The organism is Roseococcus sp. YIM B11640, from assembly GCF_049727625.1.
GTDB lineage: Bacteria > Pseudomonadota > Alphaproteobacteria > Acetobacterales > Acetobacteraceae > Roseococcus.
Genome location: NZ_JBBJOZ010000003.1, coordinates 96165 through 122051 on the forward strand (window position 1 = coordinate 96165; position 25887 = coordinate 122051).

Below are 25887 nucleotides of genomic sequence, written 5' to 3' on the forward strand. Positions count from 1 at the left end.
CATGAACCCGACCTACGATTTCAGCGACCAAGTCGCGCTGGTAACCGGCGCGGCCAAGGGCATGGGTCTCGCGACAGCACGGGCATTCGCCGAAAACGGAGCGTCTGTGGTGCTCGCCGACCTCGATGGCGATTTGGCCGAGCGCGAAGCACAGCGGATCGTCGGCGAGGGCGGGAGTGCGATCGCCGTTGCTTGCGACGTCGCGGAAGAGGCCCAGGTCGCGCGGGCGATTGAGCTTGTGGTGGATCGCTTCGGCCGGCTCGACATGGCCTTCAACAACGCCGGCATTCAGGTCCCTCCATCCGATGCTGCGGACGAGCCGCTCAGCAATTTCGAGCGCGTCACCGCCGTGAACCAGCGCGGAGTGTGGGCCTGCATGAAGCACGAATTGCGCGTAATGCGGGAGCAAGGCTCGGGTGCGATCGTCAACTGCTCATCACTGGGCGGGCTCGTGGGGCTCCCCGGACGCGCCGCCTATCACGGCACCAAGCACGCGGTGCTCGGGATGACCAAGAGCGCCGGGGTCGAATATGCGCCGCGAGGGATCCGCATCAACGCGGTCTGCCCCGGTGTGATCGACACGCCGATGGTACAGGACATGCTGGAAGGTCAGTCGGACGCGATGGCCGAGATCATGAAGGCGCAGCCGATCGGACGCCTCGGTCGTGCGGAAGAAGTCGCCGCGGCCGTGCTCTGGTTGTGCAGCCCGGCAGCGAGCTTCGTGATTGGGGTCGCGCTGCCGGTCGATGGCGGCTTCACGACCCATTGATGCGAAACGAGGCGACTGTCTGCCGCCCATCAAAGGAGATCGAACCAAATGACCGACAACGGCCGGGAGGGGAACGTCCGGCCGAGGACCGGCAAGGTCCAAAGCGGGCAGGCCGCTCTCGGCCAATCGGGACATAAGCCGGCGCGCCGTAATCAACCGGTGGAAGCCGTCAACCCGCCATCGACAACGAGTTCCGTTGCGGTCACGTATTTCGCCTCGTCAGAAGCAAGGAACAGCGCGGCATGAGCCACGTCCCATCCTTCGCCCATCTGGCCGACGGGAACGGCGGCGTTGCGCTTCGCCACGAACCCCTCCAGGTCGCCGCTCGCAAATTGCTCGGCGAGCTTGGCCACCAGCGGCGTGTACATGAGACCTGGCAGCACGCAGTTCATGCGGATGCCGCGTGGAGCATAGGTGATGGCGGTGGTCTTGCTGAAATGGATCAGCCCCGCCTTGGCCGCCGAATAGGCCGCCTGGGGCTTGCCCGTGTAGCGAATGCCCGCCGTGGAGGCGATGCTGACCACGGCTCCCTTTCCCTGCTTCTGCATGATCGGCAGCACCGCGTGGCAGCAGAGGAATGCGCTTTTGAGGTTGATGGAGAGCTGGCTGTCCCACAGCGCCTCGTCCATCTCACCGGGGATGGCGGGTTCGGACTTGCCGACATTGTTCACCAGCACGTCGATGCGGCCGAAGCGTGCCATGCAGGCGCCGACCAGCCGCGCCACTTCGGCGGAATCCGTGACGTCGCCGGTCGCGATCTCGCAGGTGCCGCCCTCGTCCTGGATGATCGCCTGCGTCTCGCGCGCCGCCGCCTCGTTGATGTCCACGCCGAAGATGCCCGCCCCTTGGCGCGCAAAGAGCACCGCGATCGATTTGCCATTGCCCCAGCCGGGGCCGACCGAGCCGTAGCCGGTCAGGAAGACCACCTTGTCCGTCAGCTTGAACATGCGCTCACTCGATCTCGATGTTGGCGGCGCGGATGACGGGGGCCCAAAGCGCCACCTCCTCCGCGATGAAGCGGGTCGCGCGCTCGGGCGTGGAATCCGTCACGGGCACAAAGGCGATGTCCTCCAGCGCCCGGGCAATCTCGGGCTTGGACATCGCAGTGCGCGCGGCAGCGGCCAGGCGCTCCAGCCGGTCCGGCGGCGTGCCGGGGGGGGCGGCCAGGTAGTTGGAGATGCGGGTCACGACGTCCAGGCCACTCTCGCGCGCCGTCGGCACCTCGGGCACCACCGCTGCGCGCTGCTCGCCGAGGACGGAGATGATCCGCAGCCTCCCCTCGCGGTGCTGCGGCAGCAGCGTCGTGAAGGCGTCCACGGCGAAGGCGATCGTGCCGGAGACAAGATCCTGAGTCAGAGGCCCCGAGCCTCGGTAGGGCACGTGCACCACATCAAGGTTGCCTGCCCGCATTCGCAGCAACTCCGTCGAGAGGTGCGGGGCGCCGCCGATGCCTGAGCTGCCATAGCTGAGCCGGCCTGGCTGGGCGCGGATCAGCGCAATGAACTCGGCCAAGTTGTTCACGCCAAGCCGTGGGTGGACCGCCAGGGCGAGCGGCGTGATGCCGAGGATGGCGATGTGTGAAAACCCCGTCACGGGATCGAAGGGCGGCACGCGACGTGTGAGGGGGCCGGTGATCCCGGCTGTCGGGCTCTGAAAGATCAACGTGTACCCGTCTGGCCGGGCGCGATGCACCTCGCCCGAGCCGATGAGACCGCCCGCCCCGCCGCGGTTGTCGATGACCACGGATTGGCCGAGCGCCTGCCCAAAGGGCTCGGCAAACATGCGCCCAAAAATGTCCGTGTTTCCACCTGGCGGGAAAGGCACCACCAGGCGAATGCTAGAACTGGGGAAGGGCGCTTGCGCATAGGCGGGGGCGGCCAGCAGTCCAAGGCCGGCGGCAGCGCGCAGGATCTGGCGCTTCTTCATGGCTTTTTCCTCTTCACCCTCTCACTGGGGCAAAAACAGCCAACGTCGCGCGGCCGGGGCTGTCAATGCGACGGCGCGGCGGCCCAAATGCGATCGCGCGCAAGAGCGGGTTCGTCACCGGTGCGGCCGCCATGACCGGCACCACTCCGTCGAGCCGCATGCCGGCATCGGCGCGACATCGACTTAGGCACCAGGGGCTTCACCAACCAGGCCCGGGCAGGGCGCGGCCGGCCATACGTCACGGTCCGGACCGACACCTGACTCCATCCGTAGATGCCGGAATGGCCATGAGAGAGCGAATCGGCATTCCGCCGGCTGAGCCCGCCGAGCCAGCGTCTCCCGGGTACGAGTGGCCCGAGACCTTCGCGTGCCTGGCCCTAAAGGCGGGCTTTCACGGGGGAGGGGCCGAAACCTCGGAAACGTCTGTTACAGGCTGACTGGGTGGTTGGGGTGCTAGGATTCGAACCTAGGAATGACGGTACCAAAAACCGTTGCCTTACCGCTTGGCTACACCCCACCGGCCGGCGGATGTAGCGACGGCGCGCCGCCTTCGTAAAGCCCCCCGCCGAAGCTCCACCATTCCGCCGGCAACAGGGCCGCGGCCTGCCGGGCGGTCTCCGCCGTGGGGAAGAGCGCGAAACATGTGGCGCCGGACCCGCTCATGCGCGCCAGGAGGCAGCCGGGCAGGGCGGCGAGGGTGGAAATCACGTCCGAAATCAGGGGGCAGAGGGCGCGCGCGGGCGCCTCCAAGTCATTGCGGAGCCCGCGCAGATGGGCCGCCATCGCCTCCGCATCCGGCCAGGCTTCGGGCAGGCGAGCGGCGGGTGTGAAATCCCCCTGCCGCGCGCGGAAGACGGCGGGCGTCGCAAGCGGTACGCGCGGATTGACCAGCAGCAGCCCCACATCCGGCAGATGAGGCGCCGGGCGCATGATCTCGCCCACGCCCTGCATCAGGCGTGGCCGCGACTCCACGCAGACCGGAATGTCCGCCCCGAGAGGCTGCGCCAGCAGGGCCAGCCGCGCGGCGTCCAGCCGGCAATTCCATAGGCGGTTGAGGGCCCGCAGGGCCGCCGCCGCATCGGCCGAGCCCCCGCCGATGCCGGAGGCGACCGGAAGGTTCTTGGTCAGGCGAAGGGCGGCGCCGGGCCGGCGCGCCGCCGCATCGGCCAGGGCGCGCGCGGCGCGGAGCACGAGGTTGTCGGGCTCCGCCGCCAGGGACTCGCCGAAGGGGCCATCGAGGGTCAGGGAGAGATCGTCGGCCGGCGCGGCCTCCAGCACATCGGCGGCGGGGCCGAAGGCGGCGAGGCTGTCCAGCAGGTGATAGCCGTCCGGCCGGCGGCCGGTGACGTGCAGATACAGGTTCACCTTGGCCGGCGCGTATTCGCGGATCATCGAAGAAAGGCTCAGCGGCTCACGGGCATGGGAAGGCCGCCGGCGAGCTTGGCCTGCAGGCGGGCTGCCTCGGCGGGCTCGGGATCCATCGTCAGCGCGCGCCGCCATTGGAAGCGCGCCTCGCTCTGGCGTCCGGCCGCCCAGTAGACGTCGCCCAGATGATCGTTGACGGTGGAATTGCGCGGCTCGAGCTCCACCGCGCGCTCCAGCTGGCGGATCGCGCCCGGGATGTCGCCCATGCGGAACAGCACCCATCCCAGGCTGTCCGCGATGTTGCCGTCCTGCGGCCGCTGCTGGCTCGCTTCCTCCAGCATGCGGCGGGCACGGTCGAGATTCACGCCCTGATCGGCCCAGGTATAGGCGAGGTAGTTCATCACATAGGGCTGGTCGGGCGAGAGCTGCAGTGCGCGCAGGAAGTCCGCCTCCGCGCCTGGCCAATTGCCGGAACGCTCGCGGGCGATGCCGCGGGCGTAGAAGAGCGGCCAGTCGAACTCACGGGGCTGCTCGATCCGCGCGATGGAGGAGTCGTAGGCCGCCGCCGCCTCCACGAAGCGCCCCCGCCGGCGCAGGATGTCGCCGAGCCGCGTCGTCGGCTGGGGCAGCTGGGGGAGGGCCGCCGTCATCTCGGCGAGGATGCGTTCGGCCTCGGTCAAGCGGTCCAGCCGGTCCAGCAGGCCGGCACGGCGCAATTGGGCAGGGCCGTAGAGCGGATCGTCCGGCCTGACATTGCCCAGCATGGCAATCGCGGCTTCGAGCTGCTCGCCTTCGGTCATCGTATCGGCCAGCAGCAGGATCGCCGGGCCGAAATTCGGGCGCAACCGCAGCGCCAGCCGCGCGAGGAGCCCGGCCAGTTCCTCCAGCCCCTGTCCTCGCAGCGCGCTGCCGAGCGCCACATAGGCTTCCGCCACGCCGTCGGCCGGCCCCTGGATGGCGCGCTGGCTCAGCACGACGCTGCGCGCAGGCTCCAGGGCCGCGAGCGCGAGCTCGTCGTGCGTTTCCGCCAGCTGGTCCAGCAGGCGCACGGCTTCCTGCGTCCGTCCCGCGCGGTTGAGGATCCCGGCCGCGAGCTGCGACAGGCGGAGCGTGGGCTCCGGCTGCCCGGCGAGGGCGAGCCGCACGAAACGCTCCGCCTCGCGGGGGCGGTTGGCGACATCGGCGATCAGCGCGGCATGCAGCGCGTTCAGGGCGCGGAACCGGCCTTGCTCGGCGAGGGGGCGGAGAAGACCGATGGCCTGGTCCACCTGGCCCCGTCCGGACAGCGCCCAGGCCATCATGACGGGCTGCAGGGTCTGCACCGGGCCCTGCCGTCCGATGCTGCGGGCCCTGGTCTCGGCGCGTTCCCACCGCGCGCCGGTGATGTCGGCGCCGAACAGCACCAGCTGGGCGGCATAGTTCTCGGGCAGGCGGCGGGCGAGGCGCAGCGCCTCGGGCCGGCCGTCCATCACGGCGGCCAGGAAGGCGCGCTGCACCAGGTCGAGCTGGTTGGGTTCCACCCGCAGGGCGGAGAGCATGTTGTCGGCCGCGACGCGCGTATCCTGCTCGTCGGCGGCAAAGCGGCCGACGAGGAAATTGCCGAAAACGGTTCCTGTCGCCGTCGCTTCGCCTGACATCGGCACGATGCGGCCGCTGCGGTCGGCAACATCCGAGGCGCCCGCGGCGCAAGCCGTGAGCAGCACAGTGGCCAGGACAAGGAACCCGGGGGGGCGGTGGGGTGAACCCATGCGCCAATTCTAACAGCACTTGAATGCACTGCACTATGGGGCGTGACCTGTTCTCCACAGGGGGCGTTCAAAATGTGACATTTCGGCACCGATGGGCCCTCGTCACCGCGCCTCCGGAACCCGGGCTTCGCGCGGGATGCGGCGGATCATATGGTTTTGACGACGGGCGCGGTGTCGCGCAGCGCCACCCCAGGAGTAGGCCATGCTTCCGCCCAGCCTTTATGCCGAGACCGCGACGCCGGCGGCCGATACCCCCGTGCTGGAAGGTACGACCCGGGCCTCGGTCTGCGTCATCGGCGCCGGGTTCACCGGCCTCTCCGCCGCGCTGCACCTGGCCGAGGCCGGCACGGATGTCCTGGTGCTGGAGGCGGAGGAGCCCGGCTGGGGAGCCTCCGGCCGCAATGGCGGGCAGGTGAACCCCGGCCTCAAGCCGAACCCGGACGAGGTGGAGGCCGATTTCGGCCAGGATCTCGGTGGCCGCATGCTGGCGCTGTCCTATGGCGCGCCGGATGCGGTGTTCGAGCTCATCCGCCGGCACCAGATCCTATGCGAGGCACGGCAGGAAGGCACGATCCGCGCGGCCATCGGGGATGCCAATGCCGTCGCCGTGGGCGCGACCGCGGAGCAATGCATCCGGCGCGGCTGGCCGGTGGAGATGCTCGATGCCGCAGGTGCCGCCCGTCTGACGGGCACCGGCCGCTATGCCGGCGCCATGCTCGACCGCCGTGGCGGCGACTTGCAGCCGCTCTCCTATGCGCGCGGCCTGGCGCGCGCGGCCATGCAACTCGGCGCGCGCGTGCATGGCGCGACGCCGGTCACGGCTCTCGCGCAGGTGCCGGGCGGCTGGCGCGTCACCACGCCCAAAGGCGAGGTGCTCGCCGAGAAGATCGTGCTCGCCACCAACGGCTATACGGGCGATCTCTGGCCCGGCCTGCGGCGCAGCGTCGTGCCGGTCTTCAGCTCCATCGCCTGCACGGCACCGCTTCCGGCCGAGGTGGCGGCGCGCGTCATGCCGCACCGCGCGTCGCTCTACGAGGCGGGGCACATCACGGTCTACTACCGGATGGACCAGGCGAACCGGTTGCTCATGGGTGGGCGCGGCCCCCAATCGCCGCTCACCAGCATCGAGCCTGTGCGCTACCTCATGGAATATGCCGCGCGCCTCTGGCCGGACCTGACGGGCGTGGAATGGACGCATGGCTGGAACGGCCAGCTCGGCATGACGCCGGATCACTACCCGCATCTGCATGAGCCCGCGCCGGGCGTGCTGGCCGGCCTGGGCTACAACGGCCGCGGCGTGGCGATGGCGACCGCGATGGGCCGGCAGATCGCGCTGCGCCTTCAGGGCAAGCCGGTCGCGGAGCTCGACATGCCGGTGCTGCCCATCAAGCCCATTCCCTTCCACGGCTTCTGGAAGCTCGGCGTGGCCTGGACCATCCTGCAGGGAAGGCTGCGCGACCGCTTCGGGCTTTAGCTCGCCGGAGGGCTGTGCGACCCTGTGCCGAAAGGCGCGGGGAGGCGCCGTCCGATGATGCTACGCCGTTCCGTTCTCGCCGCTGGTCTCGCGGCCCCCTTGGTTGCCCGCGCCCAGGCGGGCTGGCAGCCCACGCGCCCCCTGCGGATGATCGTGCCCTTCGTCGCGGGCGGCAGCACGGATGTCGCGGCGCGCCTCGTCTCCGACCAGATGGGCGAGAAGCTGGGCCAGCCGGTGATCGTGGAGAACCGCGGCGGCTCCGGCGGCAATATCGGCGGGGAGATGGTGGCCCGCGCGGCGCCGGATGGGCACACGCTGCTGATGGGCGTCACGGGCCTGCTCAGTACCAACGCGCATATCTACCGCAGCATGAGCTTCTCCCCCGCGCGCGACTTCGCGCCCGTGGGCATGTGCTACACGAGCGACATGGTGATCGTGTTGCCGCTCTCCCTGCCCGTGCGGAACCTCGGGGAATTCATCGCCCTGGCGAAGTCGCAGCCGGGGGTGATCTCCTTCGGCTCCTCCGGTCACGGGGCCTCCACCCACACGGCGGCGGAGCTGTTCCGCATCGCGGCGGGCATCGACATCCAGCACGTGCCCTATCGCGGATCGGGCGGGGCGATGAACGACCTGATTGCCGGCAATATCCAGATGATGCTGGTGCAGATCGCGGCGGCGGTGGGGGCGGTGAACGACCGGCGGCTCCGCGCGCTCGCCGTCACGGGGCCGCGGCGCCACGCCCTGATGCCCGATGTCCCGACGCTTGCCGAACTCGGCCTGCCGCAGGCGACCGCGACGTCCTGGGGCGCGGTGATGACCACCGCCGGCACGCCGGCGCCCGCCGTCGCGCGGCTCAACGACGTGCTGCGCGAGGCGCTGGCCAATCCGACCGTCGCGCAACGCATGACCGCGGCCGGCGTGGACCCGCAATCCAGCACGCCGGAGGAACTGGCGACCTTCATTCGCAGCGAGTCGGAAAAATGGGGCCGCGTGGTGCGCGAGGCCCATATCACGGTCGACTAGTGGTCCCGCTTGAGTGCGAAGTCGTAGCGCAGCGAGCGCCACGGGCCGGCCGAGCCGTCCGGTGCCGTGCCGGGCGGCTCGGCCGCAAAGGGGCGTATCAGCGCCTCCTTCACGCCGAAGACGGAATCGCTGTCGAGATACGGGTCGCCCTCGGCGAAGATGTGCGTGACCAGCGTCTCGTGGCCGGGTGCCGCGATCATGAAGTGCAGATGCGCGGGGCGCATGGAATGCCGCCCCGTGGATTTCAGCATGTCGCCGACCGGCCCGTCATCGGGCACCGGATAAGCCGTGGGCATGCTGGTCCAGAAATGGAAGCGGCCTTTCGCATCGCTGCGGAAGCGCGCGCGGATCGGTGCGCTTTCCGGCCGCTGCACGTCGTAGAAGCCGTCCTCGTCGGAATGCCAGATGTCGATGACGGCGCCCGGAAGCGGCTCGCCGCCCGCCGAGCGCACCTCGCCGGCGACATGCATCCTCTCGCCCGAATGTGCCGGCGCGACCGTGGCGCCGAGCGGAAGCTCCGGCGCGCCCTCCAGGAAGAAGGGGCCGAGCACGGTCGTGGGCGTGGCGCCTTCCGGCATGCGGTGGTTGATGGCGTCCACCAGCATCGAGACGCCCAGGGTGTCGGACAGCAGGATGAACTCCTGCCGCTTGCCGTCGCACATATGGCCCGTCGCCGTGAGGAAGGCGATGGCCTTCTCCCATTCGGCGAAGCTGGGCTCCACCTCGCGCACGAAGCCGTGCAGGTGGCGCACCAGGCTTTCGATCACCGCGCGCAGGCGCGGGTTAGGCGTTTCGGCGAAGCGGTCGAGCACCGCCTGGGTGATGCTGTCTTCGTTCAGGTCTCGCATGAGGGGCCTCCCGGTCGCGCATTCTGGCATGGCGGCGGCTGCGGTCACCTTGCCAAAACCTGTCCGGCCTCTAAGCCTCCGCGCATGGAGCAGGGCATCGCGCATGGCGGCAATCTGGGCGAGGCGCGGCGACGCTTTCCCACGGCGCCCGAGCCCTGGCTCGATCTCTCCACGGGCATCAACCCCTTTGCCTATCCGCTGCCTGGGTTCCCGCCGGAGGCCCTGACCCGCCTGCCGGAACCCGACGCGGTGGCCCGGCTGGAGGCGTTGCTGGCCCGGCGCACCGGCGCCCTGCCGGAGGAAGTCGTGGCCGCGCCCGGCACGCAGATCCTGCTGCCCTGGATCGCGCGTCTCCTTCCGCCCGGCCGGGCCCGCATCCCCGGCCCGACCTATGCCGAGCATGCCCGCGCCGCGACCCTGGCGGGCCACGCGCTGACCGATGGGCCGGCCGAGATGCTGACCCTGGTCAACCCCAACAATCCGGACGGCCGCCTCCTGGCCCGCGCCGAGGTGCTGTCCCTCGCCCGGGATCACGCGCTGACCGTCGTGGACGAAGCCTTCATGGAGGCCGCGCCCGCCGATGAGAGCGTGGCGGGCCAGGTCGGGTCGGGCGGCCTCGTCGTCCTGCGCTCCTTCGGGAAGTTCCACGGCCTGGCCGGGGTGCGGCTGGGCTTTGCCATCGCGCCCGCGCCGCTCGCGGCACGGCTGCGCGCCTCGCTTGGGCCCTGGGCCGTGTCGGGGCCGGCGCTTTTCGCTGGGCTCGCTGCGCTGGGTGACGAGGATTGGCCGGCCGCCATGCGCCGGCGCCTGCGCGAGGAGGCCGCGGCTCTGGATGCGGTGCTGGCGGCGGGCGGCTGCGAGGTCCTGGGCGGAACCTCGCTTTTCCGCCTCGCGCGCGTACCGGACGGCACGCATGACCGGCTGGCGCGGGCGGGGATCCTGACGCGACGCTTCGCCTTCTGGCCCGACCGCCTGCGCTTCGGCCTGCCGCCGGATGCGGCGGCGCGCGCGCGCCTGGCCGCCGCGCTCGCATGATCCTGCTGCTCGCCCTGCTGGTGGAGGCCGTGTTCGGCTATCCGGACAGGCTGGTTCGCACGCTGGGCCATCCCGTGATCACCATCGGCGCGGTGATCTCCGCGCTGGACCGTGGGCTGAACGATGCGAGGCTGGGCTTCGGCGCGCGACGCGCGCGGGGCGTGCTGACGGTCGTGATCCTGGTCCTGGGTGCCGCGATCCTGGGGCTCGTGGTGGATGAACTCGGAACGGTCCTGGCGGCTGTCGGGGCCAGCACGCTGCTCGCCCAGCGCAGCCTGCACGATCATGTCGCGCGCGTGGCCACGGCCCTGGAGACCGGCGGGCTGGAAGCCGGCCGGGAGGCCGTGTCGCACATCGTCGGGCGCGATCCGCAGAGCCTCGACGAGGCCGGCGTCGCCCGTGCAGCCATCGAGAGCCTGGCGGAGAACTTCTCGGACGGCGTCGTCGCGCCGGCCTTCTGGATCGGCCTGGGCGGTGTGGCGGGCGGCGCGGTCTACAAGGCCGTGAACACGGCCGACAGCATGATCGGCCATCGGTCGGAGAAGTACCTGGCCTTCGGCTGGGCGGCGGCGCGGCTGGATGACGTGCTGAACCTGCCCGCCTCCCGGCTATCGGCCTTGCTGATCTGGCTGTCCGCGCTGGTGCTGCGGGAGGATGCTCGGGGTGCCTGGCGCGCGATCTGGCGCGACGCTCGCCGTCACCGCTCGCCCAATGCCGGCTGGCCGGAGGCGGCCATGGCGGGCGCGCTCGGCCTCGCGCTGGCCGGGCCGCGCTCCTATGGCGGCGTGATGGTCGAGGATGGCTTCATGGGGGACGGCCGCCGTGACGCCACGGCGGCGGACATCCGGCGGGCCTTGCGCGTCTTCCTCGTGGCGGACGGCATCGGCATCGCGTTCGTCGCGACGCTCGTCGTCATCGCGATAGCCTGAGCAAACTCTCCAGATCGAGATGCGCCTCCAGATGCGCCGCCAGCGCATCCAGCGCCGCCTCCACGCGCGCCTCGTAGCCGATGGCGGGCGCGCCGGCGGCGAAGCGCGCCAGCCACGCCGCCCGCTGCGCATCATGCGCGAAAAGCCCGTGCACATAGGTGCCGAAGACGCGCCCATCGGCCGAGATCGCGCCCTCCGCTTCGCCGTTCGACAGTCGCGCGAAGGGACGGGCGCGATCAGGGCCTTCGGTGGCTCCGATATGCATCTCGTAGCCCTGGAAGGCCGCGCCATCGGCACTGCGGCCCTGCACGGCTTCGAGGCGCTTGTCGCCGGTCAGGACCGTCGAGACATCCAGCAGGCCAAGGCCGCGCGTGCTGGCTGGCGGGCCCTCGATGCCGTCGGGATCGTGGATCTCTCGCCCCAGCATCTGGTAGCCGCCGCAAAGGCCGAGCACCGCGCCGCCGCGCCGCAGATGGGCCGCGATATCCACGTCGAAGCCCGCTTCCCGCAGCGCGATGCAATCCGCGATCGTGGCCTTGGAGCCCGGCAGAATCACGAGTTCCGCGTTGCCGGGCAGCGGCTCGCCGGGCCGCACGCGAATCACCTCCACGGCGGGCTCCGCGATCAGCGGGTCCAGATCGTCGAAATTGGCGATGCGCGGCAGCACGGGCACGGCGACGCGCATGGCCGCGCCGGGCCGGCGGGGCAGCGCATCGTCCAGCGCCAGCGCGTCCTCGGCGGGAAGCTGCGCGGCCTCGGGCAGGAAGGGCACGAGGCCGAGGGGCGCCCAGCCGGTGCGCTGGGCGACCAGCGCCATCCCATCGGCGAAGAGCGCGGGATCGCCCCGGAAGCGGTTCACCACGAAGCCGCGGATCATGGCCGCGTCGGCCGCATCCAGCACGGCCTGCGTGCCGACGAGGCTCGCGATCACGCCGCCGCGGTCGATGTCGCCGATCAGCACCACCGGCACCCCGGCGGCCCGCGCAAATCCCATATTGGCGATGTCGTTGGCGCGGAGGTTCACCTCCGAAGCGCTGCCGGCGCCTTCGACCAGGACGAGGTCGGCCTCCGCCCGCAGGCGCTCGAAGCTGTCCAGCACATCGGGCATCAGCCCGGCCTTGATCTGCTGGTATTCGGCGGCCTTCGCGCTGCTGCGCATGCGGCCCTGAACCACGATCTGCGCGCCGGTCATGCTCTGTGGCTTCAGCAGGACGGGGTTCATGTGGACGCTGGCCGGCACGCATGCCGCGCGCGCCTGCAGGGCCTGGGCGCGGCCGATCTCGCCGCCGTCCTCCGTCACGGCGGCATTGTTCGACATGTTCTGCGGCTTGAAGGGGCGCACGCGCAAACCGCGCCGCGTGAAGGCGCGGGCCAGCCCCGCGACGATCAGCGACTTCCCGACATCGGAGCCCGTGCCCTGGAACATGAGGCTCCGCGCCGGCATCAGAACTCCACGCCCTTCTGGGCGCGCACGCCTGCCGCGAAATGGTGCTTCACGGCGCCCATCTCCGTCACGCAATCGGCGGCGGCGATCAGCTCCGGCTTCGCGTTGCGGCCGGTGACGACCACATGCAGCCCCTCGCGCCGCGAGGTCAGCGTCGCGACCACCTCGGCGATATCCAGCATCTCGTAGCGCAGCGCGATGTTGAGCTCATCCAGCACGACAAGGTCCAACGCGGGGTCGGCCAGCATGCGCTTGGCCTGTTCCCAGGCACGGGCGGCAGCGGCGAGGTCGCGGGCACGGTCCTGCGTCTCCCAGGTGAAGCCTTCGCCCATGCTGTGCCACTGCACGCGCTCGCCGAAGGCGGCGAAGCCGTCCTGCTCGCCCGCATGCCAGGCGCCCTTCACGAACTGCACCACCCCGACGCGCCCGCCGGTGCCCAGCATCCGCAGCGCGAGGCCGAAGGCGGCGGTGGACTTGCCCTTGCCGGGCCCTGTGTTCACCAGCAGCAGTCCCTTTTCCACGATGGGCTTGGACGCGACCTCGGCGTCCTGCACCTCCTTGCGGCGGCGCATCTTCTCGCGATGGCGGGCGGCTTCTTCCTCGGTGATGCTCATTTCAACCTCAGGGGCAGTCCGGCGACGATCAGCAGCACCTCGTCGGCCTCGGCCGCGACGCGCTGGTTAAGGCGGCCCTGCGCGTCGCGGAAGCGGCGGCCGAGCGGTGTTGCCGGCACGATGCCGGAGCCGACCTCGTTGGAAACCAGCACGGTCTCGTCCGTCCGCTGGCGGAGTGCCGCCAGCAGCGCCTCGGCGGCGGCCTCGATATCGGCCTCGGCCAGCATGGTGTTGCTGAGCCAGAGCGTCAGGCAGTCCACCAGCAGGGGCGCGGGGGGGGCGGCGGCAATGGCGCCGGCCAGGTCCAGCGGCGCGTCGATGGTGGTCCATCCGGCGGGGCGGCGGGCGCGATGCTCCGCGATGCGCGCCGTCATCTCGGCATCGTAGGATTCGGCCGTGGCGATGTAGGTCCAGGGCGCCGGCAGCGCCTGCACGAGCGCCTCCGCATGGCGGCTCTTGCCGGAACGCGCGCCGCCGAGAACCAGGGTCATCCGCTTCGTCATGGGCCGCGGACCATGGCCGCAGCCGGGGCGAACCGCAACGGTCTCCCGAACGGCGTTGACAGCGGGCCGCCGCCCGTGTCTCTCATGGCTGAGCTTGATGGTCCCCAATGGGAGTTGGGGTGAAAAGGGAACATGGAACGGTCGCCGAGAGGCTCCGAAGCCATGGCTGCCCCCGCAACTGTGAGCGGTGAGCCTGCGCCAATCAGCCACTGGAGCGCCTTCGGGCACCCCGGGAAGGCGGCGCCAGGCGTGGATCCGCGAGCCAGGAGACCTGCCATCTCGCCACAGACCCACGTACCGGGCGGGGTGCTCCGGTGCGTTAGCCATTCCGGCGACGGCGCCCTGCGCCGCCATCGCATCCCGCTGGCCGTGTCCGCCCCGGACCCGGAGGAGTTGCGCTTGACTGAATCCCATCCCGTGCCGGTGACGCTGTTCGTCTGCACCACCTGCCGCCATCCCGAGGACGGGCCCGAGGCACCGCGTGCCGGCGCCCGCCTCGCCGCAGCCCTGCACGCGCCCGAGGGCGTCGAGCTGCGCGAGGTGGAATGCCTCGGCAATTGCCGCCGCGGCCCCTCGGTCGCCATGGTCCGTGAGGGCGGCTGGAGCTACGTCTTCGGCGGGCTCGACGCCGCCGATGGTTCCGCGGTGGTGGAGGGCGCGCTGCTCCTGGGCGCCTCCGCCGATGGGCTCATGCCATGGCGCGGCCGGCCGGAGGTGCTGAAACGCGGCCTGATCGCCCGCATCCCGCCCGTTCCGGGGATCGCGGCATGAGCCTCGCGCGCATTCCCTGCACCATCGTCACGGGCTTCCTCGGCGCCGGAAAGACGACGCTGATCCGCCACATGCTGCAGAACCCGCAGGGGCGGCGCCTCGCCGTCATCGTGAACGAGTTCGGCGATGTCGGCATGGATGCCGAGATCCTGCGCGGCTGCGGCGCGGAAGCCTGCGACGAGCAGGGCATCATCGAGCTCGCCAACGGCTGTCTCTGCTGCACCGTGGCCGACGACTTCGTGCCCGCGCTCGATGCGCTTCTGGCGCTGGAGCCGCGGCCCGAGCACATCCTCATCGAGACCTCCGGCCTCGCGCTGCCCAAGCCCCTGGTACAGGCCTTCCACTGGCCGGCCATCAAGGGCCGCGTCACCGTGGACGGCGTTGTCGCCGTGGTGGACGGCGCGGCGCTGGCCGAAGGCCGCGTGACGGCGGACCCCGAGGCGTTGGCGGCCCAGCGCGCGGCCGACCCCTCGCTCGATCACGAGGATCCGGTCGAGGAAGTCTTCGAGGACCAGATCGCCTGCGCGGATCTCGTGGTCATGACCAAGGCGGACCTGCTGGATGCGCCCGCGATGCAGCGCGCGCAGGCGGCCATCGCGGAAACCTTGCCCCGAACCGTGCATGTGGTGACGAGCGCGGAAGGGCGCCTCGATCCCGGCGTGATGCTGGGCCTGGGCATCGGCACCGAGGCCGACATCGAGAATCGCCGCACCCATCACGACGACGAGGCCGATCATGACCATGACGACTTCGACACCGTGGTGATGGACCTTCCCGAGGCGCCGGACGCCCCCGCGCTCGCCGCGCGCGTGGCCGCCGCCTGCGCGGTGACGGGCGTGCTGCGGGCCAAGGGCTTCTGCCCCGTCGCCGGCAAGCCGCTGCGCCTTCTCGTCCAGGCGGTGGGCCAGCGGGTGACGCAGCAGTTCGACCGCGCCTGGGGCCCGGCCGAGGCGCGGCAGGGGCGGCTTGTCGTGATCGGGCTCAAGGGCTTCGACCAGGGCGCGGTCGCGAGGGCGCTCGCCGGGTAGGATGCATATCCTCGCCACCACCTCCGCCACGATCGACGGGCTCGCCGAGCCGGTCGATCTGCGCCAGGAGCCGGCGCCCGTGGTGGCGCTGTCCTTCACCGACAGCGACCTGGCGGGGCTGGAAGCGGCGTGGGAGGAAGGGCTGCCCGAGCTCCGGCTCGCGCCGCTGCGGGACCTGCGGCACCCGATGTCCGTCGATCTGTGGCTGGAGCGGACGGGGCAGCATGCGCGCGTGATCCTGCTGCGGCTGCTCGGCGGGCTGGACTGGTGGCGCTACGGCGCCGAGCGCCTGGCCGAGACGGCGCGGGCCAGGGGCATCGCGCTCGCCGTGCTGCCGGGCGAGGATGGCGACGATCCGCGCCTTGCGGAGCTGAGCACCATCCCGGCCGAGGAGCGGGCCACCTGGCTCGCGTACTTCCGCGAGGGTGGACGGGCCAATCTGCGCGCGCTACTGCGCCGCGTGGCACGGCATGCGGGCGTCGGCATGGAGGCGCCGCCGCCGCATCGCCTGCCGCGCGCCGGCGGCTGGAAGCCAGGTCAGGGTGAGACCGTCTGGCGCCGCGACGGGTCACGCCCGGTCGTGCCGATCCTCTTCTATCGCTCCATGCTGCTGGCCGAGGACGCCGCCCCTGTCGCCGAGCTGGCGGCGGCCCTGGAAGCCAAGGGCATTGCGGCCGCGCCCATCTTCGTCGCGAGCCTGAAGGAACCCGAGAGCCTGGCCCTCGTCCGAGCGGCGATGGAGGAACTGCGGCCCGCGGCGATCGTCACCACCACGGGCTTCGCCTCGGGCGATGCGGCGGCCCTGGGCGCGCCGGGCGTTCCGGTGCTGCAGGCCGTGATGGCGACGACAGCCCGCCCTGCCTGGGAGGGCAGCCCGCGGGGGCTGGGCGGCGCCGATCTCGCGATGCATGTGGTCCTGCCCGAGCTCGACGGGCGCGTGCTCGCCGGTGCCTTGAGCTTCAAGCATGGCGACGGGCCGCGCCAGGCCAACCGGCCGGAGCCCGATCGCGTCGCGCAGGTGGCGGCGCGCGTCGCGGCCCTGTTGCGGCTGCAGGCGTTGCCGCGGGCGGAGCGCCGGATCGCGATCCTGATCCCCGACTATCCAGGGGCGGGCGGGCGGGCGGGCTACGCGGTGGGACTTGACGTGCCGGAGAGCGTCAGGCGGCTGCTGCTCGATCTCCGCGGCGCGGGCTACGCGGTGGGACCGGTTCCGGATACCGCGCGGGACCTCATGGCCGCGCTGGAGAACGCGCGGCGGACGGCCCCCTCCGTCCCGCAGGAGCCGTGGACCGATGACGGCGGCGCCGACTTCGCCGCTTTGTCGTTCGGCCGCGTCACCGTCGCCATCGCGCCCGATCGGGGGCTTGCCGAAAACCGCCGCGCGGATTGGCACGATCCGGCATTGCCGCCGCATCCCGCGTTGCTCGGCTTCGGGGCATGGCTCCAGGAACATGCCGACGCGGTCGTGCACATGGGTGCGCATGGCGCCATCGAATGGCTGCCGGGCAAGGCGGTCGCGCTCACGGGCGCCTGCTTCCCCGAGCGCGTGCTGGGCGCGCTGCCGGTCTTCTATCCCTTCCTCGTCTCCAATCCGGGCGAGGCGGCGCAGGCCAAGCGGCGCATCGCGGCCACGATCCTGGGCCATTTGCCGCCGCGCCTGGCGGAGGCCGGTCTTCATGGCGCCCCCCGCGAGCTGGAACGCCTGCTCGACGAATACGCGATCGCGGACGGACTCGACACGCGGCGGCGCGAGAGGCTCGCGACCCTCATCCTCGAGCAAGCGGGCGAGGTTCCCGGCCTGGCGCCAGGGTCGCCGCCGGTGGAGGTGCTGAAGCACCTCGACGCCTGGCTCTGCGACCTCAAGGAGCTCGCCATCAAGGACGGGCTGCACATCTATGGCCACGCCGCGGCGGAGGACGGCGCCGCGCGGATCGAAAGCGCGGCGGCCGAACGTGCGGCGCTGCTGGCGGCGCTGGACGGGCGTGCGGTCGCGGCTGGGCCCGGCGGGGTTCCGGGCCGGGCGCGCCGCGATGTGCTGCCCACCGGGCGCAACCTCTTCACCGCCGATCCGCGCGGCCTGCCGACCGCGACCGCCATGGATCTCGGACGCCTCGCCGCCGAGGAGTCCATCCGCCTGCATCTGCAGGAACAGGGGGAGATGCCACGCTCCATCGTGCTCGATCTCTGGGCCAGCGCCACGCTGCGAAGCGGCGGCGAGGAGATGGCCCAGGGCCTCGCCCTCATGGGGTGCCGTCCCATCTGGGACGAGGCGAGCGGCCGCGTGACGGGCATCGAGGTGCAGCCCCCGGCCGTGATGGGCCGCCCGCGCGTGGACGTGACCTTCCGCGTGTCGGGCCTGTTTCGCGATCTCTTCCCGGCGCAGATCGCGTTGCTCGACGCCGCGGCGCGCGCGGTGGCGGCGCGCGACGAAGGCCCGGGCGAGAATCCGCTCTCCATGGCGCCCGGCCCGCGCGTCTTCGGCGCGGCGCCCGGGGCCTATGGCGCGGGGCTGGAGGATGCCCTGGCCTGCGGTACCTGGTCCTCGCGAGAGGATCTGGGCCGCGCCTATCTCGACGCCACCTCGCATGCCTATGGCGGCGCGGACGGTGCGGCGGAGGCGGCGCCCGGCGCGTTCGAGGCGCGGGTCGCGGCGGCGGACGCCTTGGTCCATGGCAGCGACGACCCGGCGCACGACCTGCTCGAGGGCGGCGCGGACGCGGCGCATCTGGGGGGCTTCGCAAGCGCGGCGGCGATGCTGGGCCGGGCGCCGCTGCTGATCTCGCTCGACACCACCGATCCTTCCCGTCCGCGCGCACGCCCGCTCGCCGTCCAGATCGCGCGGCTGGTGCAGGGGCGCATTGCGCCGCGCTTCATCGAAGGCCAGATGCGCCACGGTCCCCGGGGGGCCTCGGAATTCGCGGAGACGGTGGACCGCCTCGTCGCCTTTGCGGAAACGACGGACGCCGTCCCCGATGCCGCGCTCGACGCGGTGTACGCGGCCTATCTCTGCGACCCGCGCGTGCGCGGCTTTCTCGTGCAGCAGAACCCGGCGGCGTTGCGCGCCATGGCCCGGCGCTTCGCCGATGCCTTGCGGCGCGGAATCTGGCACCCCCGCGCCAATGATGTGGCGGCGACGCTGGAACCCTGGGCATGACGCCGCGCGGTGCCTGTCCGAGCCTGGCGGCCCCGATGGAGACGGGCGATGGCCTGCTGCTGCGCGCGCCGGGCGGCGAGTGGAGCCGTGACACCGCGCTCGGCATCGCGGAGGCCTCGCGGCGTTACGGCAATGGCGTGCTCGAGGTCACTTCGCGAGGCAATCTGCAGCTCCGCGGCCTCAGCCGCGCGACGGCGCCCGCCTGCGCGGAGGCGCTGCTGGCCCTGGGCATCGCCGATGCGCCGCCCATCCTGGTGAATCCTCTCGCGGGCCGCGATGCCACTCTCTGGGCCGACCCGCGCCCGATCGCCGCCGCGCTGGCGGCCGCCTGGCCGGGAGGGTTGCCGCCGAAATTCACCGTCGTCGTGGATGGCGGCGGTGCGCTGCATCTCGATGCGGTAAGGGCCGATCTGCGCCTGGTCGCGACGAAGGCGGGCGACTGGTGGCTGGGCCTGGGCCGCGCCACGCGCTGGCTCGGGCGTGTGCCCGGCGGCGATGCGGCCGGGGCCGCGTGGCGCGCCTTGAGCGTGGGAGCCGGCGGGGGGACCGGCCCGGAGCCGCGCCCCGCGGCCGAGCCGCTGGGGTGGCATCGTGCCGGGGCGCTTGGCCTGGCGGCGGCCTTCGGCAGCCTGGAGGCCGATACGCTGCGCGCCCTGGCGGAAGCCCTTCCGGATCGGGCCGTCCTGCGCCCGGCACCGGGCAGGGCGTTGCTGGTGCTCGGGGTCGCGGAGGCCGGGCCCCTGACCGGCGTGGCCGCGCGGCTGGGCCTGATGACCGACCCGGCGGACCCGCGCCGCCGGGTCCTGGCCTGTCCGGGCCGCCCTGCCTGCGGCAGCGGTGAGGCCGAGACGCGCGGGCTGGCCGCGCAGCTGGCGGCCCTGGGAGGGCTGCCTGGCGGCACCCTCCATATCTCCGGCTGCGGCAAGGGCTGCGCCCATCCAGGGCCTGCCGCCGTGACGCTGGTGGGCCGCGCGGGCGGTTTCGACCTGATCCGGGCTGGCGGGCCGCACGATCTTGCGGCATGCCATCTGGCGCCCGGCGAGGTGGCCACGGCGCTCAAGGAATTGCGATGACCGACTACATCCGCGACGGCGCGGCGATCTACGAGAAGTCCTTCGCCATCATTCGCGCCGAAGCCGACCTGTCCCGCTTTTCGGCGAGCGAGGAGGATGTCGCGGTCCGGATGATCCACGCCTGCGGCATGGTCGAGGCCGCCGCCAGCTTCGCCTTCGCGCCCGGCTTCGTGGAAGCCGCCCGCGGTGCGCTCCAGGCGGGGGCGCCGATCCTCTGCGATGCCGAGATGGTGGCGCGGGGCGTGACGCAGGCGCGGCTTCCCGCGGGCAACGAGGTCGTCTGCCGCCTGCGCGACCCGGAGGTCCCCGCGCTGGCCGCGCGCCTCGGCACGACCCGGTCCGCGGCCGCCTTCGAGCTGATGGCGGAGCGTCTCGAAGGTGCCGTCGTGGCCATCGGGAACGCGCCCACGGCCCTGTTCCATCTGCTCGAGATGCTGGAGCGTGGAGCGCCACGTCCGGCCGCGATCCTCGGCATGCCGGTGGGCTTCGTGGGCGCGGCGGAATCCAAGGATGCGTTGATGCAGGCGGCGCTGGGCGTGCCCTGGGCGGTGGTGCGGGGCCGGCTGGGCGGAAGCGCCATGACGGCGGCGGCGCTGAACTCGCTCGCACGGGCGGGGTTGTGAGCACCGGCCGCCTCTACGGGGTCGGGACGGGCCCGGGCGATCCGGAGCTGCTGACCCTGAAGGCTGCGCGTATCCTGGGCTCGGTTCCCGTCGTCGCGCATTTCGCCAAGCGCGGGCATCCGAGCAACGCGCGTGCCGCCATTGGCTCCACGCTGCGCGCGGGCGCGGTCGAACTGCCGCTCCTCTACCCGGTGACGACCGAGATCGACCGGCACGATACGCGCTACAAGGAATGCATCGCCGCCTTCTACGAGGAAGCGGCGGCCGCGGTCGCGGCGCATCTCGATGCGGGCCGCGACGTGGCGGTGCTGAGCGAGGGCGATCCGCTCTTCTATGGTTCCTACATGCATCTCCATCTGAGGCTATCCACGCGATACCCGACCGAGGTGATCCCGGGCATCACCAGCATGTCGGGCGCATGGTCGGGCGCGGGCGTGCCCATCGCGCAGGGCGACGACGTCATCGCCATCCTGCCCGGCACGCTGCCCGAGGAAGAACTCGTCCGCCGGATTTCCGATGTGGAAGCCGCCGTCATCATGAAGGTGGGGCGCCACCTGCCACGCATCCGGCGGGCGCTGGAGAAGGCCGGGCGGCTCGATCGCGCGATCTATGTGGAGCGTGCGACGCGGCACGACGGCCGCACCGAGAGGCTGGCCGCGCGGGACGACAGGCCGGCGCCCTATTTCTCGCTCGTGCTCGTGCCGGGCTGGGCGTGAGCGGGCGCCTCGACATCGTGGGCCTCGGCCCCGGCCGCGAGGGCCTTGTGACGCCGGAGGCGAGCGCCGCTCTGGCGGCGGCCGCGGCGATCTACGGCTACGGCCCTTATCTCGCGCGGGTGCCGTGGCGCGAGGGCCAGGCACGCCATCCTTCGGACAACCGCGTGGAGCTGGACCGTGCGCGCGCCGCGCTGGAAGCCGCCGCGCAGGACCGCGTCGCGATGGTCTCCGGCGGCGATCCGGGCGTCTTCGCCATGGCGGCGGCGGTTTGCGAGGCGGTGGAGCAGGGGCCGCAAGCCTGGCGCGGCATCGAGATCGTGGTGCATCCCGGCATCACCGCGATGCTGGCGCTGGCCGCCCGCCTGGGCGCGCCGCTCGGCCATGATTTCTGCGCCATCTCGCTCTCCGACAATCTGAAGCCATGGCCGCTGGTCGAGAAGCGCCTCGCAGCCGCCGCTGGCGCCGGCTTTGCCATGGCGCTCTACAACCCGATCAGCCGCGCGCGCCCGTGGCAGCTCGGCCGGGCGTTCGGGGCACTGCGCGCCGTTCTGCCCGCCGCGACGCCGGTGATCTTCGGCCGTGCGGTGATGCGCGCCGAGGAGCATATCGAGATCACGACGCTCGGCGCCGCCGATCCCGCGCGGGCGGACATGGCGACCTGCGTGATCATCGGTACCGCCGAGACACGCGTGATCGCTCGTCCCGCCCTGCCGCCACTGGTCTACACGCCGCGGAGCATGCCCGCATGAGCGAGCCATTCCATGGCGGCTTCGGGCGTGGCGACGGATTCCGCTTCGGGCAGTGTCGGCCGGCGCAGCATGATCACGCGCAGCCCCAGCGCGCGCGCGACGGCGATCTTGCCGTAGGTGGCCGTGCCGCCGCTGTTCTTGCAGATGATCGTGTCGACGGCCTCGCTCTCCAGGAGCAAGCGTTCCCACGCGATGTCGAAGGGGCCGCGCGCCACGACATAGAGCGCATCCGGAACCGCGAGGGGCGGCTCCACGGGATCGACGCTGCGGATCAGGTAGCGGTGCTGCGGCGCGGCCTCGAAGGGCCGCAGTTCCTGGCGCCCGAGAGCGAGGAAGGCGCGCCGTGGCGCGGCGCCGAGCGCGGACACGGCTTCGGCGGCATCACCGACCTCGAGCCAGTCGTCGCCCTCCTGCCGGCGCCAGGCCGGACGCCGCAGCGCGAGCAGCTTCACCGGAGCGAGCGCGGAGGCTTCCGCGGCGTGGTGCGACATCGCCGCCGCATAGGGGTGGGTGGCGTCCACCAGCGCTTCCGTGCCGCTGGTGCGCAGATACTCCACGAGGCCGGCGATGCCCCCGAAGCCGCCGTGGCGCGTCGGCAGGGGCATCGCGACGGGCGTGGCGGTGCGGCCGGCCAGCGAGAGCGTGGCATCGGCCCCGCGCTGAGCGAGCATGGTGGCGAGCTCCCGCGCTTCCGTCGTGCCGCCGAGTATGAGGATGCGTGACATGCCCGCGCAAATTGCGGCGGCGCCGCGATGGCTGTCCATCCTGGGTATCGGCGAGGAAGGGATCGCGGGTCTGCCGCCTCTCTCCCGCGGGCTGATCGAAGGCGCCGAGATCGTGTTCGGTGGCCGCCGCCATCTGGAGCTGGCGGCCGGGCTGATCCGCGGCGAGGCGCGGCCCTGGCCGTCACCCTTCGACGTCTCCGGCGTGCTGGCCGAGCGTGGGCGGCGCGTGGTTGTCCTGGCCTCCGGCGACCCGATGCTGCATGGCGCCGGAGCCACGCTGCTCCGGCGCATGTCCCCGGAGGAGGCGTTGGTGGTGCCGGCGCCATCCGCCTTCAGCCTGGCGGCCGCGCGACTGGGATGGCCGTTGGAAGGCACGGTCACGCTCTCGCTGCACGGCCGCCCGGCCGGGCTGCTTCGGCCCCATCTGCATCCCGGCGCGCGCATCCTGGCGCTGACCAGCGACGGGGAGGGGCCGGCCGCCATCGCCGCCCTGCTTCGGGATGGGTTCGGAGCCAGCCGCATGACCGTGCTCGAAGCGCTCGGCGGGGAGCGCGAGCGCATCCGGCGCTGCGACGCGCGTGATTTCGCCCTGGCGGATGTCGCAGCGCTGAACCTCGTGGCGCTGGAGGTCCGGGCGGAGCCCGGCGCGAGGGTGATCCCGCGCGCGCCCGGCCTGCCCGATGCCTGGTTCGAGAATGACGGGCAGCTCACCAAGCGCGAGATCCGCGCCGTTACGCTCTCCTCCCTGGGGCCCAGGCGCGGTGCGCTGCTGTGGGACATCGGTGCCGGCGCGGGGTCGATCTCCATCGAATGGATGCTCTCCGACCCCTCGCTGCGCGCCATCGCCGTCGAGGCGCGGGCGGATCGCGCCGCGCGCATCCGCCGCAACGCCTGGGCACTGGGCGTTCCGGGCCTCGCGGTGGTCGAAGGCGAGGCGCCGGGCGCATTGGCCGGGCTGGCGGCACCGGACGTCATCTTCCTCGGCGGCGGCGCGGGCGATGCGCTGGACACGGCATTGGCGGCGCTCAAGCCGGGCGGCCGCTTGGTCTGCAATGCCGTCACGCTGGAGACTGAGGCGCTGTTGCTGGCCCACTACGCCGCGCGCGGCGGCGAGCTGACGCGCCTCGCCGTGTCGCGCGCCGTGCCGGTGGCCAGCATGACGGGATGGCGCGCCGCGATGCCGGTGACGCAATGGGTCTGGGACAAGCCGGCATGAGGCTCGTCGCGGGAATCGGTTGCCGTCGGGGCGCGACGGCGGCCGAGGTGCTGGAGGCGGTGGACGCGGCGCTGGCGGCGAGCGGCCTTGGACGCGGGGCGCTGGAGCGCCTGGCGACCATTCCCCACAAGGCCGGGGAGCCGGGCATCGTGGAGGCCGCGCGGTGCCTGGGCATCGGCCTCGCGATCGTCGAGGATGCCGCCGGCTTTCCCGGCCCCACCGAAAGCCGTTGTTCGCGTGCCACCACGGGCCTCGGCTCCGTGGCGGAATCCGCGGCGCTGGCGTCGGGGCGCGGCCGGCTTCTGGCGCCGCGCAGCAGCACGAGCCGCGCGACCTGCGCGCTGGCGGAGATCGCGACATGACCATCCATTTCATCGGCGCCGGGCCGGGCGCGCCGGATCTCATCACCCTTCGCGGCCGGGATCTCATCGCGCGCTGCCCCGTCTGCCTTTTCGCCGGCTCCCTCGTGCCGATGGCGCTGCTGGCGCATTGCCCGCCCGGCGCGCGGATCGTGGACACCGCACCGCTCGACCTCGACGCCATCGAGGCGGAGTTCGTGAAGGCTTACGAGGCGGGGCAGGAGGTGGCGCGCCTGCATTCGGGCGACCTCTCCATCTGGTCGGCGGTGGCCGAGCAGGTGCGGCGGCTGAAGGCGCGCGGTATCCCCTACAGCATCACGCCCGGGGTTCCCGCCTTTGCGGCCGCCGCCGCCGCGCTGGGGCAGGAGCTCACCATCCCCGAGGTCGCGCAGTCGCTGGTGCTGACGCGCATGGGCGGCCGTGCCTCCTCCATGCCGCCGCGCGAGACGCTCGCGAATTTCGCGGCGAGCGGCACGACGCTCGCCATCCACCTCGGGATCCACGCCATCGCGCGCGTCGTGGAGGAGCTGGTGCCGTTCTACGGCGCCGACTGCGCCGCCGCCATCGTGGTGCGCGCGAGCTGGCCGGAGGAGCAGGTGATCCGCGGCACCCTGGCCGATATCGCCGCGCGCGCCGAGGGGATCGAGCGCACGGCGATCATCCTCGTCGGCCCGGCGCTGGGAGCCGAGGGGTTCCGCGAGAGCGCGCTTTATTCCGTCGATTACCGCCGCAGGTATCGCGGCGCATGACCGACCAGCCGGCCCTCGCGATCGAAGATGGCGACGTCGATCGCGACGCCCTTGAGCACCGTCATCGCGGTCTCGCGCGCCCGTTCGGCGATGATGTCGCCGAGGCCAGCCGGTCCCCGCTGGAACGCCTCCGCCACCGTGTTGCAGGCCGCGAGTTCCGGCATGCCCGCCAGTTCCGCCAGCGCCGTCATGTCTGCGCTGCCGCGCTTGGAATGCAGATCCAGGAGTCCCTGCGCGAGCTTCGTCATCTTCGCGACCCCGCCTGCGATGGTGACGCGCTGGACGGGGTGGCCGCGCAGATATTTCAGCATGCCGCCGACGAAGTCGCCCATCTCGATCAGGGCCACATCCGGCAGGCCATGCAGTTGCCGCACGGCGGTTTCGCTGGTGGAGCCGGTGCTGCCTGCGATGTGCTGAATGCCCGTCGCGCGCGCGACATCGATGCCGCGATGGATGCTCGCGATCCAGGCCGCGCAGGAATAGGGCACCACGATGCCCGTCGTGCCCAATACCGAAAGCCCGCCGAGGATTCCCAGCCGCGCATTCAGCGTGCGTTCCGCCAGTCTTTCGCCGCCGGCGATGGCGATGGTGACCTCAATATCCGGGCGCGGCTCCACCTCCGCCAGCGCGGCGGCGATCATGCGGCGCGGCACGGGATTGATGGCCGGTTCGCCGGGGGGGATGGGCAGGCCCGGCCGCGTCACCGTTCCCACGCCCTCACCCGCGCGAAACACGACACCGCTGCCCGCCGGCAGGCGGCGCAGCTCCACGCGGATGAGGGCACCGTGCGTCACGTCCGGATCGTCGCCGGCATCCTTCACGACGGCGGCCATGGCGCCGGCCTCGTCCAGCGCGTGCCGGGCCAGCGCGAAGGCCGGCTTCTCGCCGCCGGGGAGGGTGATGCTCACGGGGTCCGGGAAGTGGCCCGTGGCGAGTGCCGTCATGGCGGCCTTGGCGGCCGCCGTCGCGCAGGCGCCGGTCGTCCAGCCACGGCGCAGATCCGGTCCGGGGCGATCGCTCGGGTCCATGCTGCATGGCCTATCGCG

At 72.0% G+C, this 25887-nt stretch carries 25 protein-coding genes, 1 tRNA gene and 1 riboswitch; of the genes, 15 read left to right on the forward strand and 11 right to left on the reverse strand.

All coding sequences use genetic code 11. The annotated features are described in order from the left end of the window. The first annotated feature begins 1 nt into the window (after position 1). On the forward strand, positions 2-769 hold the full coding sequence (locus tag WJM96_RS14375) for a glucose 1-dehydrogenase (protein WP_424813205.1): 768 nt from the start codon (positions 2-4) through the stop codon (positions 767-769). 152 nt (positions 770-921) lie between these two features. On the opposite strand, the gene WJM96_RS14380 is transcribed toward WJM96_RS14375, so the two are convergent. The 5 genes from WJM96_RS14380 to WJM96_RS14400 form a co-directional block, all read right to left on the reverse strand. Next, positions 922-1716: an SDR family NAD(P)-dependent oxidoreductase gene (locus tag WJM96_RS14380; protein WP_424813206.1), complete on the reverse strand. Its 795-nt coding sequence runs from the start codon at positions 1714-1716 to the stop codon at positions 922-924. A gap of 4 nt (positions 1717-1720) precedes the next feature. Continuing rightward, complete coding sequence (locus WJM96_RS14385) at positions 1721-2695, reverse strand: Bug family tripartite tricarboxylate transporter substrate binding protein (RefSeq protein ID WP_424813207.1); 975 nt, start codon at positions 2693-2695, stop codon at positions 1721-1723. A 442-nt stretch (positions 2696-3137) separates the two neighbouring features. After that, positions 3138-3212, reverse strand: a tRNA-Gln gene (locus WJM96_RS14390). Further along, a complete protein-coding gene (locus tag WJM96_RS14395; RefSeq protein ID WP_424813208.1) occupies positions 3203-4087 on the reverse strand; it encodes a 4-(cytidine 5'-diphospho)-2-C-methyl-D-erythritol kinase in 885 nt (294 codons plus the stop codon). Before WJM96_RS14395 ends, WJM96_RS14390 begins: the two co-directional genes overlap by 10 nt. An 11-nt stretch (positions 4088-4098) precedes the next feature. Next, positions 4099-5763, reverse strand: coding sequence for a tetratricopeptide repeat protein (locus tag WJM96_RS14400; protein ID WP_424813209.1), 1665 nt, complete (start codon positions 5761-5763; stop codon positions 4099-4101). A 247-nt stretch (positions 5764-6010) separates the two neighbouring features. Here WJM96_RS14400 and WJM96_RS14405 point away from each other — a divergent pair, with 247 nt between their 5' ends. Then, positions 6011-7282 carry an NAD(P)/FAD-dependent oxidoreductase gene (locus tag WJM96_RS14405; RefSeq protein ID WP_424813210.1) on the forward strand — a complete coding sequence of 424 codons (1272 nt, stop codon included), beginning with the start codon at positions 6011-6013 and terminating at the stop codon, positions 7280-7282. Positions 7283-7336: 54 nt separating this feature from the next. Then, positions 7337-8305, forward strand: a complete 969-nt coding sequence (locus WJM96_RS14410) for a Bug family tripartite tricarboxylate transporter substrate binding protein (RefSeq protein ID WP_424813211.1) — start codon at positions 7337-7339, stop codon at positions 8303-8305. Here WJM96_RS14410 and WJM96_RS14415 read toward each other — a convergent pair. Further along, a complete protein-coding gene (locus tag WJM96_RS14415) occupies positions 8302-9153 on the reverse strand; it encodes an intradiol ring-cleavage dioxygenase (RefSeq protein ID WP_424813212.1) in 852 nt (283 codons plus the stop codon). The genes WJM96_RS14410 and WJM96_RS14415 overlap by 4 nt on opposite strands. Before the next feature lie 84 nt (positions 9154-9237). Here WJM96_RS14415 and cobD point away from each other — a divergent pair, with 84 nt between their 5' ends. Beyond that, the gene (gene cobD, locus WJM96_RS14420) at positions 9238-10188 is read left to right on the forward strand and encodes a threonine-phosphate decarboxylase CobD (protein WP_424813213.1); all 951 of its coding nucleotides are present in this window, start codon (positions 9238-9240) and stop codon (positions 10186-10188) included. Next, positions 10185-11117, forward strand: coding sequence for an adenosylcobinamide-phosphate synthase CbiB (gene cbiB / locus WJM96_RS14425; protein WP_424813214.1), 933 nt, complete (start codon positions 10185-10187; stop codon positions 11115-11117). Before cobD ends, cbiB begins: the two co-directional genes overlap by 4 nt. Here the strand turns inward: cbiB and WJM96_RS14430 are convergent. The 3 genes from WJM96_RS14430 to cobU are packed head-to-tail and all read right to left on the reverse strand — an operon-like array spanning position 11101 to position 13666. After that, on the reverse strand, positions 11101-12561 hold the full coding sequence (locus WJM96_RS14430) for a cobyric acid synthase (protein WP_424813215.1): 1461 nt from the start codon (positions 12559-12561) through the stop codon (positions 11101-11103). The genes cbiB and WJM96_RS14430 overlap by 17 nt on opposite strands. Next, positions 12561-13175 carry a cob(I)yrinic acid a,c-diamide adenosyltransferase gene (cobO, locus tag WJM96_RS14435; RefSeq protein WP_424813216.1) on the reverse strand — a complete coding sequence of 205 codons (615 nt, stop codon included), beginning with the start codon at positions 13173-13175 and terminating at the stop codon, positions 12561-12563. The genes WJM96_RS14430 and cobO overlap by 1 nt, the downstream gene beginning before the upstream one ends. After that, the gene (gene cobU / locus WJM96_RS14440; RefSeq protein ID WP_424813217.1) at positions 13172-13666 is read right to left on the reverse strand and encodes a bifunctional adenosylcobinamide kinase/adenosylcobinamide-phosphate guanylyltransferase; all 495 of its coding nucleotides are present in this window, start codon (positions 13664-13666) and stop codon (positions 13172-13174) included. The genes cobO and cobU overlap by 4 nt, the downstream gene beginning before the upstream one ends. A 93-nt stretch (positions 13667-13759) precedes the next feature. Then, positions 13760-13971: riboswitch (cobalamin riboswitch) on the forward strand. A gap of 106 nt (positions 13972-14077) precedes the next feature. Between cobU and WJM96_RS14445 the strand changes: the two genes are divergently transcribed. The 7 genes from WJM96_RS14445 to WJM96_RS14475 are packed head-to-tail and all read left to right on the forward strand — an operon-like array spanning position 14078 to position 21792. Continuing rightward, positions 14078-14449 (forward strand): DUF1636 family protein, encoded by a 372-nt coding sequence (locus WJM96_RS14445; protein WP_424813218.1) that lies wholly within the window; start codon positions 14078-14080, stop codon positions 14447-14449. After that, positions 14446-15477: a cobalamin biosynthesis protein CobW gene (gene cobW / locus WJM96_RS14450; RefSeq protein ID WP_424813219.1), complete on the forward strand. Its 1032-nt coding sequence runs from the start codon at positions 14446-14448 to the stop codon at positions 15475-15477. Before WJM96_RS14445 ends, cobW begins: the two co-directional genes overlap by 4 nt. Position 15478: 1 nt before the next feature. Further along, positions 15479-18631 (forward strand): cobaltochelatase subunit CobN, encoded by a 3153-nt coding sequence (locus tag WJM96_RS14455; RefSeq protein ID WP_424813220.1) that lies wholly within the window; start codon positions 15479-15481, stop codon positions 18629-18631. Further along, positions 18628-19704 carry a hypothetical protein gene (locus tag WJM96_RS14460; protein WP_424813221.1) on the forward strand — a complete coding sequence of 359 codons (1077 nt, stop codon included), beginning with the start codon at positions 18628-18630 and terminating at the stop codon, positions 19702-19704. The genes WJM96_RS14455 and WJM96_RS14460 overlap by 4 nt, the downstream gene beginning before the upstream one ends. Continuing rightward, a complete protein-coding gene (locus WJM96_RS14465) occupies positions 19701-20327 on the forward strand; it encodes a precorrin-8X methylmutase (RefSeq protein ID WP_424813222.1) in 627 nt (208 codons plus the stop codon). Before WJM96_RS14460 ends, WJM96_RS14465 begins: the two co-directional genes overlap by 4 nt. Further along, complete coding sequence (locus WJM96_RS14470) at positions 20324-21043, forward strand: precorrin-2 C(20)-methyltransferase (protein ID WP_424813223.1); 720 nt, start codon at positions 20324-20326, stop codon at positions 21041-21043. Before WJM96_RS14465 ends, WJM96_RS14470 begins: the two co-directional genes overlap by 4 nt. Next, on the forward strand, positions 21040-21792 hold the full coding sequence (locus WJM96_RS14475) for a precorrin-3B C(17)-methyltransferase (protein ID WP_424813224.1): 753 nt from the start codon (positions 21040-21042) through the stop codon (positions 21790-21792). Before WJM96_RS14470 ends, WJM96_RS14475 begins: the two co-directional genes overlap by 4 nt. On the opposite strand, the gene WJM96_RS14480 is transcribed toward WJM96_RS14475, so the two are convergent. Then, the gene (locus tag WJM96_RS14480) at positions 21765-22517 is read right to left on the reverse strand and encodes a cobalt-precorrin-6A reductase (protein ID WP_424813225.1); all 753 of its coding nucleotides are present in this window, start codon (positions 22515-22517) and stop codon (positions 21765-21767) included. The genes WJM96_RS14475 and WJM96_RS14480 overlap by 28 nt on opposite strands. Here WJM96_RS14480 and cbiE point away from each other — a divergent pair. The 3 genes from cbiE to cobM are packed head-to-tail and all read left to right on the forward strand — an operon-like array spanning position 22507 to position 24841. Further along, the gene (cbiE, locus tag WJM96_RS14485) at positions 22507-23733 is read left to right on the forward strand and encodes a precorrin-6y C5,15-methyltransferase (decarboxylating) subunit CbiE (RefSeq protein WP_424813600.1); all 1227 of its coding nucleotides are present in this window, start codon (positions 22507-22509) and stop codon (positions 23731-23733) included. The two genes, WJM96_RS14480 and cbiE, sit on opposite strands and share 11 nt — an antisense overlap. Next, entirely contained in the window at positions 23730-24095 is a 366-nt protein-coding gene (locus WJM96_RS14490) for a cobalamin biosynthesis protein (protein ID WP_424813226.1), read from the forward strand. Before cbiE ends, WJM96_RS14490 begins: the two co-directional genes overlap by 4 nt. Then, entirely contained in the window at positions 24092-24841 is a 750-nt protein-coding gene (cobM, locus tag WJM96_RS14495; RefSeq protein WP_424813227.1) for a precorrin-4 C(11)-methyltransferase, read from the forward strand. The genes WJM96_RS14490 and cobM overlap by 4 nt, the downstream gene beginning before the upstream one ends. On the opposite strand, the gene WJM96_RS14500 is transcribed toward cobM, so the two are convergent. Then, on the reverse strand, positions 24814-25869 hold the full coding sequence (locus WJM96_RS14500; protein ID WP_424813228.1) for a cobalt-precorrin-5B (C(1))-methyltransferase: 1056 nt from the start codon (positions 25867-25869) through the stop codon (positions 24814-24816). The genes cobM and WJM96_RS14500 overlap by 28 nt on opposite strands. Positions 25870-25887: the final 18 nt, after the last annotated feature.